Raw genomic sequence first — 9630 nt, 5'->3', positions numbered from 1 at the left:
AACGCCTTAAATGGCGAAGAAACGGTCTAAATAGGCTGATTCAAGGCATTTACGGGAGAAAAAATCGGCTCAAACATGAAGAAATGAAATGACTGAGTCAGCCGAGGAGAATTTCCCCGCTTATTCGCACCTTCCCTTACCTTCGGCGGCGAGGTAGTTGGTGAGAAATTCGGCATAGTGGGCACGATCCAGTCGATCGGCACTCAAGATCTCTTCGCTACCCGCAATGGCCCCCGGCCAGTCCCACTGAACTGCGTCATCCCAATTAAACGGTGCCACTGCCATCTCGTATCTCTCCATATTGCGTTGCTGAGGATGATATCAGGGGCACAGTGAAAATAGTTTGATTAAAGACCTGTTTGTTGCCCTTTCTGCCGCTCGGGGTGGCGTATTTGATTGCTGATTAATTTCTCTGCTGCTAACCAATAATGCCGGGCCGATAAAGGGGGGAACACGGTGATCTGTACAGCCACAGACTCGGTTGATTGCCTTTGAGCTCGCCAACGATGACAACCGTGTGACATGGCGCAGAACTTGCGGAAATAAACGCGAAACCTGACCTGTTCGGTGCTTTATTTAAAGCTGTTGATCTCTGTTGCGCGTCTTGTTCAACCGACCCATCGTAGCGACCCAAGGATGGCTAGCCCCATGAAGGATGAACCCTTCTCTATCCAGTTACAGCATGAGCTGGATCACCTCAAAGCCATCTTCAACGAGACGGACGCCTACATGTTTACCAAGGATCTGGCGGGCCGTTACACCTATGCCAATCAGGCGGTGCTGGATCTCTTTGGCTGCACCCTCGCCGAGTTGCAGGGGCAGGATGATCGGGCCTTTTTTGATCTCGAATTCTCCGACACCATTCAACGCAACGACCGGTTGGTACTGGAGCAGCAACTCGCCATCGCCCAGGAGGAGATCAACTACCTCAAATCCACCGGGGAAAAGCGCTGCTACTGGACAGTTAAAAAGCCCATCCATGACAAGGATGGCAACCTGATCGGCCTGTGCGGCATCTCCACCGATATCACCGAACACAAGCTGATTGAGGCCCGCATGGCGGAGCAGCATCAGCTGCTGGAAATCATCCTCGCCAACGTGGATGCCCATATCTATATGAAGGACAGCCTGCACCGCTTTCTCTACGTCAACCAAAAGGTCGCCGATCTGCTGGGCCTTCCTGCCGAGCAGATCATCAATCGGCGCGATGATGAGGTGATCCCGGCTGCCAGCGCCTGCCAGCTGTGGCGGCTGGACAACCGGGTATTCGAAACCGGCGAGCTGCAAGCCGGGGAAGAGATGCTGACCGATCCCGAAGGCAATCAGCACTACTACTGGTCGGTCAAGGTGCCCTTTCTGCTGGGGGATGGCACCCCGACCCTGATCGGGATCTCCTCCGACATTACCGAACTGCACCAGCTCAAGGAGCAGCTACACCAGAAGTCGGTGCGCGATGGCCTCACCGGTCTCTACAACCGCCGTTTCTTTTTCGAACTGTGCGAGAAGAACCTCAGTCTGGACATGCGCCACCACCTCACCTCGGTGCTGATGGTGCTGGATGTGGATCAGTTCAAGTGCATCAACGATCGCTTCGGGCATCCCCTTGGGGATAGCGCGCTGATGCATCTAGGCAGGGTGATGCAATCGGTGCTGCGCAGCGAAGATGTGTTGGCCCGCATCGGTGGTGACGAGTTTGCCATCTTGCTACCCAACACCACCCTCTCGGCCGCCGCATCTCTGGCCGAGCGGCTGCGCCTGCAGGTGATGCAAAGCCCGCTGCCCTTGCCCGATGGGGATAAGCTGGTTATCACCATCAGCGCCGGACTGGTGGAAAATGGCGAGGGGGAGCTGATGGAGAGCCTCTACGTCCGCGCCGATCAGATGCTCTATCAGGCCAAACAGAGCGGCCGCAACTGCGTTGCCTGCAAGGCTCCCTAGCCACACAATGGGAGGGCCAGCAGCCCTCCAGACCCCTTGTATCTCCCTCCTATGAATGGCTGTGCTGGCTCCTTACGAACAGACCGCTACCCCAGCTGTTTGCGCAACACGAATTTTTGCACCTTGCCGGTCGAGGTTTTCGGCAGCGGGGTGAAGATGATGCGTTTGGGGGCCTTAAAGTGGGCCATCTGCTCCCGGCAAAAGGCGATCAGCTCCGCCTGGGTGGTCTCTCGCCCCTCTTTCAGTTTCACGAAGGCGCAGGGCACCTCCCCCCACTTCTCATCGGGCATGGCGATCACCGCCGCTTCGTCCACATCGGGATGGCGATAGAGCACATCTTCCACCTCCAGACTGGAGATATTCTCCCCGCCGGAGATGATGATGTCCTTGGATCTGTCCTTGATCTCCACATAACCATCCGGGTGCCATACCGCCAGATCGCCACTGCGAAACCACCCCTCCGCCATCGCCTCGGCGCTGGCCGCCGGATTTTTCAGATAGCCTTTCATCACCACATTGCCGCGCAGCACTATCTCCCCCATGGTTTTGCCATCTTTGGCCACCGGCTCGCCACTGACCGGATTGATGACCCGCATCTCCCCCTGCAGGGGCGACGCAACCCCCTGGCGCGCCTTGAGGCGGGAGAGCGCAGTGGCATCCTGCCCCTGCCAGCCTCTTTGCGGTTCGCACAACACGCAGGGGCCATAGGTTTCGGTCAGGCCATAGACGTGGGTCACAGCGATCCCCATCGCCTCCATCCCGGCGATCACGGTGGCGGGGGGCGCAGCGCCAGCGGTCATCACCTTGATGGGGTGATCCAGCCCCCGCTTGAGCGCCGGATCGGCATTGTTGAGCATATTGAGCACGATGGGCGCCGCGCAGAAGTGGCTCACCTTGTGCTCGTGCAGCGCCTCATAAATAGTGTCTGCCTGCACATGGCGCAGGCAGACGCTTACCCCGGCGGTGGCCGCCAGCGTCCAGGGGAAGCACCAGCCGTTGCAGTGAAACATCGGCAAGGTCCAGAGGTAGACGGGATGTTTGGGCAGCTCCCAGGAGAGCACGTTGTTGATGGCGTTGAGGTGGGCGCCGCGATGGTGATAGACCACCCCCTTGGGATTGCCGGTAGTGCCAGAGGTGTAGTTAAGGGAGATGGCCTGCCACTCATCTTGCGGCAACCAGCCGGGCTCATCGCCGTTACCAGTGGCAATAAAGGCCTCATAGGTCAGTTCACTGACAAGCGCCCCTTCCCGGTAAAGGGGATCGTCGATGGCGATGACCAGCGGTTGGCGCTCCAGCAGATCCAGTGCCTTGCGCACCACAGGGCCAAACTCCCTGTCCACCAGCACCACCTTGCTCTGGGCATGCTGGAAGATAAAGGCCATCGACTCTGCATCGAGCCGGGTATTGATCGTGTTGAGCACGGCGCCGCTCATGGGCACCCCGAAGTGAGCTTCAAACATCGCCGGGATATTGGGCGCAACGATGGAGACGGTATCCCCCTCCCCGATGCTGCGAAGCCGCAGAGCCGAGGCAAGCTGGCGGCAACGGCGGGCGGTCTCACCCCAGCTCTGGCGCAGCGGGCCGTGGATCAGCGCCGGATAGTCGGGATAGACCCGCTCCGCCCGCCCCAGAAAGCTGATGGGGGTCAGGGCTTCAAAATTGGCGGCAGTTTTGGCAAGGTCGCGCTCATAGATGTTCTGCACTGTCATCGGATTCCTTCCTCACAAGTGGCACAAAACGGGCAGTTTCGGGATGATTCAGAGATCAGCAAGCGACATGGGCATCCTGCCCGTCACTGGTCTCTTATGGGGATGACAGCCTAACAGCGAGCCTGCAGCGGCAGGTATTAGCAAAACGTCTTAGAGGAAGAGCGGAAGAGGTATTCGGTGCGAGTACGGGCAAGCGAGCCCCCGCCAATGGCGAAGGCTTTACCTCAATCATCGTTAGTGGCGCACCCGCCCCTGCTGGCGAAAGCAGTAGAGTTTAAGGCTGATGTCGGCGATATCGGCGGGAAGCTCCTCTCCCTGCTCGGCCAGGGGCCGGTAGAGGGATGAGAGCAGACGTTCTGCCTGCTGTGCCGTGATGATGTTGGCCTGGACGGCCGGGGTGATCCAGCTGGGTAACATTGACATATCTCCCCCTCGTTGATCCGGTGATCTCGGGTGAACATCTTCATATCAGGTCTTACGCAGTTGTCTGCCGACCCGCTCACCCTCTGCTTCACCCAATCAAAGCAAAATGCTTGCCGTGATCTCTTATCGGCCAACATCCGATGGGGCTGGAGCCATTTATCAACCACTTGCGTGGCCATCTCAACGAACAGAGCCCTTGTTCAAGACCTCCCTTGACCTGCCCCCGTCAGCACTTTGCCACTCTGGCATTCAGCTCACCGCCCGCCTTGCAAATTGCGACTCGAATTGCTCCTTATCACACTGGCACAGTCCACCATGCGCCGGAAACCGGTCACTTTTAGTCCTTTGTCGCCAAAGCCAGACACTTTTTCGGGGTGACTGTTTTTTGACCTTGCCAGCGCCTGTCGCAGGCCCATCCCCCTCGCCTTGTCCGGCCAACCGGTTATGACAAGATGGCGCCAGATTGGAACAGCCCGTATGGGTATGCAGGAGAACCATAAGATGAACAGATCCATGATGGCAGGTATCGGTATTGGCATCGCCTCGGCCCTGGCACTCTCGGCGGCGGCCAGCAGCTCCCTCTTTACACCTCAGCCCACCTTTGCCGAGGTGATCGCCAGCAAGCCGGTCACCGAGACCATCAAGACTCCCCGACAGGAGTGTCGCAACGTCACCGTGACCCACCGCAAGCCGGTACAGGATGAGCACAAGATCCTCGGTACCGTGGTGGGCGCAGCGCTGGGTGGCGTGGTTGGCCACCAGTTTGGCGGCGGCAGCGGCAAGAAGGTGGCCACCGCAGCCGGGGCTGTCGCGGGTGGTTATGCCGGCAATCAGGTGCAGGGCAATATGCAGGCGGGGGATACCTACACCACCACCGAGCAGCGCTGCAAAACCGTGCAGGATACGAGCGTCAACACCATAGGTTATGACGTGACCTATCGCCTCGCAGGTCAGGAGGGGGTGATCCGCATGAAGCAAGCCCCTGGCGCCACCATTCCGGTCAAGGATGGCAAATTGGTGATCGATCAGCCAAAAGTGTGATGTCTCCTGGCCCCACTTAGCAGCAGGCCCGTCTCTTTCGAGGCGGGCCTGTGTTTTTGGGGAGGCTTGTTTCCTTTCTTAAACAACGGCACGCACCACTCACTGCACCCGAACTATCACCCCTTGCAGCACTTCTTCACCGCCCGCACCACGTTCTGATACCCGGTGCAGCGGCAGAGATTGCCCGACAGCCCGCGGCGGATCTCCTCATCGGTCAGCGGACGACGTGCGGTCTTGTCGAGCAGAGCGGCGCTCGCCATCACGAGGCCCGGGGTACAAAAACCGCACTGTACCGCCCCCTCGTCGATAAAGGCCTGCTGCACGTCGGAGAGCTCATTGCCTTTGCGCTCCCCCTCCACGGTACGAATGGATTTGCCATCGGCCCACACCGCCAGATAGAGGCAGCTGTCGATAGCGGTGCCATTCACCCGCACGGTACAGGCGCCGCACTCACCGACACTGCACCCCTCTTTCACACTGATAAGCCCCTGCCCGCGCAGGAAGTGGAGCAGCGACATGGTGGGCGGCACTACATAGGAGTACGGCTTGCCGTTGATCTCGCACTGGATCTCCACGGCGGGACAGCTTTGCGGTTGCATCATAGGATCTTCCCTCCGGCACGTTCGACTGCGCAGGCGACCACCCGCTGCGCCAAGGTTTTGATGAGGTGCAGGCGAAACTCCTTCTCTGCCCGCCAGGAGGATCGTGGCGCCACATCGGCCACCACCGCCTCGGCAATCGCGGCCAGTGTGGCGCGAGTCAGCGGTTGCCCTTCGGCTGCCGCTTCTGCGTGCGGGGTACGCACCGGGGTCGGGGCCGCTACCCCGTAGGCCAGCCGCAGACGCTTGAAGTGACCATCCTCAATCTGACAGTAGGCGGCGCAGCCGATGGTGGCGATATCCATGGCATCGCGCATGGCGTATTTGAAGTAGTGGGAGCCCACATGGGGGTGCGAGTCCGGGGCAAAGTGGAATGCCACCAGGATCTCCGCCGGTTGCAGCGCCACCTTGCCGGGACCGGTGTGAAAACCGGCGATGGGGATGCGGCGCGTACCATTGGGCCCGGCAATTTCCAGCTCAGCCTCCAGCGCGACGGTAGGCGCCGCCGAGTCGGCACTGGTAGCGCCGTTGCAAATATTGCCGCCATAGGTGGCGACGTTGCGGATCTGCGGGCCGGCGATGGTAGCGGCCGCCTCGGCCAGCATCGGCAGGCGGCGCTGCACCAGCTCGTTTTCGATGATCTCGGTAAAGGTGGTGCCAGAGCCGATGCGGATCGACCCATCTGGCAACTCGCTCACCCCTTTGAGTTCGGGCAAGTCGTGAATATCGACGATATGACGATAGGCGGCGTTGAGGTGATGCAGCTGGATCATCACATCGGTGCCACCGGCCAAGAGACGCGCCTCGGGGTCGGCCTGACGCAGGGCGACCGCCTCGGCTACACTGTGCGCCTTGTAGTAACGGGCAATATCAAACATGGTGTTGCTCCTCCCCTGATCCCTCGCCAATCAAACCCGCCGCGACAAACTCCCTGAACAGGGTTTTGGGGGTGATGGGCAGCTCGTTGATGGCGACCCCGGTCGCCATGCGAATGGCGTTACGGATGGCGGGGCCCGGCGAGATGATGGGCGGTTCCCCCAGGGATTTGTGGCCATAGACCGACTGGGGCTCGTAGGTCTGCACGAAGTCGCATTCAAGCTCCGGCAAATCCAGCATGGTCGGGAACTTGTAGTCGAGCAGGTTGGGGTTGCGTACCACGCCGCTCTTGGCGTCGATGATCATCTCCTCGAACAGGGACCAGCCGATCCCCATCCCCATGCCGCCATGCACCTGCCCCTCCGCCAGCTGCGGATTGAGGATCTTGCCCGCATCGTGCAGGTTGATGATGCGATTGATGGTCACCTTGCAGAGATCGATATCGACGCTGAGATCGACAAAGGTACAGCCGAAACTCGGCGGGTTGGTGGTGGTCTTGTGGGAGACCTCGGAGGTGATCTGACCGCCGATAGTGAGGTGGTAGTAGGCGTTGACCGACACCTCGGCGACGCTGATCAACACCTTCTCCGGCGCACCGGCCAGCACCACGTAGCCGTCGATCAGGGTCAGCGACCCTACATCCTGATGGCAGAGCTGGGCCGCCAGCGAGAGGATGCGGGCCCGCAACTGCAGCGCCGCCTGATGGATGGCAGGGGCCGCCACATAACTCTGGCGCGAGGCGAACGAGCCCGGGTCATAGGCGGTGATGTCGGTATCCTGAGTCGAGATGACCCGGATCTGCTCAAACGGAATGCCCAATGTCTGGGCCGCCATCTGGGCAAATACGGTATCCGACCCCTGCCCTATCTCGGTGGCACCGATCTGCAGATTGACGGTGCCATCCTGATTGAGCAACATGCGGGCGCCAGCAACTTCGACCCCCACCGGATAGGTGTTCGAGCCGTAGCTAAAACACGCCACCCCGATGCCGCGCCGCACCCGGCTCGCCGGATCCTGCCCCAGACACTCGGCCTTGAGTCGATCCCACTCGAACATCTCGCGACCACGCAGCAGGCAGTCCGGCAACCCGGCGCTGTAGATGGTCTTCTGGTTGACCTGATTGACATCCCCCTCGCGCGCCACGTTGGCGATCCGCACATCGAGCGGGTCTAACCCGAGTTCAGCGCAAGCATCGTCCAGCATGCACTCGAGGGCAAAAATCGCCTGCGGCGCGCCGTAACCGCGCATGGCACCGGCGGTGGGCAGGTTGCTGTAGAAGGTCTTGGCGTCATAACCGAAGGCGCTGCGCGGATATAGGTAGCTGATCTTGTTGCCACCGGCGCTGGCGATGGAGTGGCCGTGAGAGGCATAGCCGCCGGTGTTGGAGAGCACGTCCAGCTGATACCCCTTGAGGGTGCCATCGCGATTGAGGCCCATCTTGCCGTCGATGGCAAAGCCGTGGCGGGTGCGGGAGGCAAAAAAGCACTCCTCCCGGCTCAGGGTCACCTTGACCGGTACGCCGCCGAGCTTGTAGCTCAAAAACGCCGCCATCGGCTCTTCCAGCACATCCTGCTTGTTGCCAAAACCGCCGCCCATATAGGGCTTGATCACCCGCACGCTCGACCAGGGCAGACCGAGGGATTTGGCCACCCGGCTGCGCACTATCTGAGGGATCTGGGTGCTGCTGACGACGATGATGTGGTCCGGCTGATCCATGTAGGCGTAGCAGGTCACCGTCTCCAGATGGCAATGCTGCACCACAGGCGTCCAGTAGTGCCCCTGAAACTGCAGATCTGCTGCCGCGATGGCCTGCTCCGGGTCATTGGCGCGAAGCTGGCTTTGGCGCAGCAGATTGCCGCTCGGGTGGATGGGATAGGCACCGTCGGCCAGCGCACTTTCGGCATCCGTCATCACCGGCAGCGGCTCGTAAGTCACCTTGACCAGCGCGGCAGCCTTCTCGGCCACCAGCGGATCGCGGGCTACGACTATGGCGACCCCATCGCCAAAGTGGCGTACATGGTCTGTGAGCAGACGGCGGTCTTTCACATCACGTTTCGCCTCATCGAGAGACCAGGCGTGACCGGCGGTACGAAAACAGGTGGTGGGGACATCTTCATGGGTAAACACGGCTTCGACCCCGTGCAGGGCCAGCGCCTCGGTCGCATCGATGGCAAGCACCTTGCCGTGGGCAATATTGCTGCGCACATACTTGGCGTGGCGCATCCCGAGCATGATGTTGTCATCGGTATAGCGGGCGCTGCCGGTCACCTTGGCCTCGGCATCCACCCGCTTGAGCGGTAATCCTATGGACATATGCAAGTCCTTTTTTCGAAGGGAAAAATCTGGAACCGGCATAAAAAACAGCAAGATATGCGCCTGTTTCCCGCCATCGTCAGGACAATGGGGAGAAGTGTGAAGGGGATCCCATCTAGCCTGCTTTTGTTGGCTCGCAGCGACAAGCCAAGGGCAGCCCCTGAGCAAACGGGGCACATTAGCGGTGAAAAAAGCGGCAGAGCGAGGAGAGCAAAGGTGGGAGCCTATCAATCTGGTAGGGGGATTTATCAAACCGACATTCCGCACCTGATTTAGGAATAAATTTGTCGGTAGCGCTCACCCAATACCTCCAAAATGATCTGCTGGTCTCCTGTTAGCTCCGTTACTTGTGGCGGAGCTTCTCCCAGTCGATATTCATGGATGCCACCAAAGCGCAAAAAGATCCAACGGGCCGTCGGCTGCTGGGTCGGTTTCTTTTTCATATCCGCCACACTGCGGTTCTGCGCCACTAATCCCTGCCTGATCCGGTGCTCCAACGCTGCGTAAATCATCAGGCTACAGGTCATCACCATCAGCAACGCTTCAATCCGCTCCGGTTTTTTCAGGTACAGTGAGGAGGTTAAAAACTCCGGGCTCTTGAGAAAACGAAAGCCTCGCTCGACATTCTGCTGTGCTTTATAGGTGGCCAACAGTTCGGCCATAGTCAGCGTATCGCTGTGGTCATTGGTCGCCAGGATGAACACCCCGGTCTGGTTGCGAGCCTCTTCAAC

General features: G+C 59.7%; 9 protein-coding genes. 2 read left to right on the top strand and 7 right to left on the bottom strand.

What is annotated here, in order from left to right:
* Positions 1-120: 120 nt before the first annotated feature.
* Positions 121-285 (bottom strand): hypothetical protein, encoded by a 165-nt coding sequence (locus AB5Y90_RS15450; protein WP_368167169.1) that lies wholly within the window; start codon positions 283-285, stop codon positions 121-123.
* 363 nt (positions 286-648) lie between these two features.
* Between AB5Y90_RS15450 and AB5Y90_RS15445 the strand changes: the two genes are divergently transcribed.
* A complete protein-coding gene (locus AB5Y90_RS15445; RefSeq protein ID WP_368167167.1) occupies positions 649-1938 on the top strand; it encodes a diguanylate cyclase in 1290 nt (429 codons plus the stop codon).
* 86 nt (positions 1939-2024) lie between these two features.
* Here the strand turns inward: AB5Y90_RS15445 and AB5Y90_RS15440 are convergent, their stop codons facing one another.
* Together AB5Y90_RS15440 and AB5Y90_RS15435 are read right to left on the bottom strand one after the other, a co-directional pair.
* Entirely contained in the window at positions 2025-3647 is a 1623-nt protein-coding gene (locus AB5Y90_RS15440; protein ID WP_368167165.1) for an acyl-CoA synthetase, read from the bottom strand.
* Between the two features lie 234 nt (positions 3648-3881).
* Positions 3882-4070 carry a hypothetical protein gene (locus AB5Y90_RS15435; protein ID WP_005360733.1) on the bottom strand — a complete coding sequence of 63 codons (189 nt, stop codon included), beginning with the start codon at positions 4068-4070 and terminating at the stop codon, positions 3882-3884.
* A 501-nt stretch (positions 4071-4571) separates the two neighbouring features.
* Between AB5Y90_RS15435 and AB5Y90_RS15430 the strand changes: the two genes are divergently transcribed.
* A complete protein-coding gene (locus AB5Y90_RS15430) occupies positions 4572-5111 on the top strand; it encodes a glycine zipper 2TM domain-containing protein (RefSeq protein WP_368167163.1) in 540 nt (179 codons plus the stop codon).
* Between the two features lie 116 nt (positions 5112-5227).
* Here the strand turns inward: AB5Y90_RS15430 and xdhC are convergent, their stop codons facing one another.
* From xdhC to AB5Y90_RS15410, 4 genes are all read right to left on the bottom strand, one after another.
* A complete protein-coding gene (gene xdhC, locus AB5Y90_RS15425) occupies positions 5228-5713 on the bottom strand; it encodes a xanthine dehydrogenase iron sulfur-binding subunit XdhC (protein ID WP_368167162.1) in 486 nt (161 codons plus the stop codon).
* The gene (xdhB, locus tag AB5Y90_RS15420) at positions 5710-6588 is read right to left on the bottom strand and encodes a xanthine dehydrogenase FAD-binding subunit XdhB (protein ID WP_042080821.1); all 879 of its coding nucleotides are present in this window, start codon (positions 6586-6588) and stop codon (positions 5710-5712) included. The genes xdhC and xdhB overlap by 4 nt, the downstream gene beginning before the upstream one ends.
* A complete protein-coding gene (gene xdhA / locus AB5Y90_RS15415) occupies positions 6581-8899 on the bottom strand; it encodes a xanthine dehydrogenase molybdenum-binding subunit XdhA (protein WP_368167160.1) in 2319 nt (772 codons plus the stop codon). The genes xdhB and xdhA overlap by 8 nt, the downstream gene beginning before the upstream one ends.
* 272 nt (positions 8900-9171) lie before the next feature.
* On the bottom strand, positions 9172-9630 hold a 459-nt coding region (locus tag AB5Y90_RS15410; protein WP_368166816.1), incomplete at its 5' end, for an IS1634 family transposase.

The sequence above is a fragment of the Aeromonas sp. R4-1 genome (genome assembly GCF_040908325.1).
GTDB lineage: Bacteria > Pseudomonadota > Gammaproteobacteria > Enterobacterales > Aeromonadaceae > Aeromonas > Aeromonas veronii.
This window is presented reverse-complemented; position numbering and strand designations above follow the sequence as displayed.

Excerpts from the sequence above, each read along its gene's own strand:
- AB5Y90_RS15445 (WP_368167167.1), top strand. The coding sequence starts at position 649 with ATGAAGGATGAACCCTTCTCTATCCAGTTACAGCATGAGCTGGATCAC.
- AB5Y90_RS15440 (WP_368167165.1), bottom strand. The coding sequence starts at position 3,647 with ATGACAGTGCAGAACATCTATGAGCGCGACCTTGCCAAAACTGCCGCC.
- xdhC (WP_368167162.1), bottom strand. The coding sequence starts at position 5,713 with ATGATGCAACCGCAAAGCTGTCCCGCCGTGGAGATCCAGTGCGAGATC.
- AB5Y90_RS15450 (WP_368167169.1), bottom strand. The coding sequence starts at position 285 with ATGGCAGTGGCACCGTTTAATTGGGATGACGCAGTTCAGTGGGACTGG.
- AB5Y90_RS15430 (WP_368167163.1), top strand. The coding sequence starts at position 4,572 with ATGAACAGATCCATGATGGCAGGTATCGGTATTGGCATCGCCTCGGCC.
- xdhA (WP_368167160.1), bottom strand. The coding sequence starts at position 8,899 with ATGTCCATAGGATTACCGCTCAAGCGGGTGGATGCCGAGGCCAAGGTG.
- AB5Y90_RS15435 (WP_005360733.1), bottom strand. The coding sequence starts at position 4,070 with ATGTCAATGTTACCCAGCTGGATCACCCCGGCCGTCCAGGCCAACATC.
- xdhB (WP_042080821.1), bottom strand. The coding sequence starts at position 6,588 with ATGTTTGATATTGCCCGTTACTACAAGGCGCACAGTGTAGCCGAGGCG.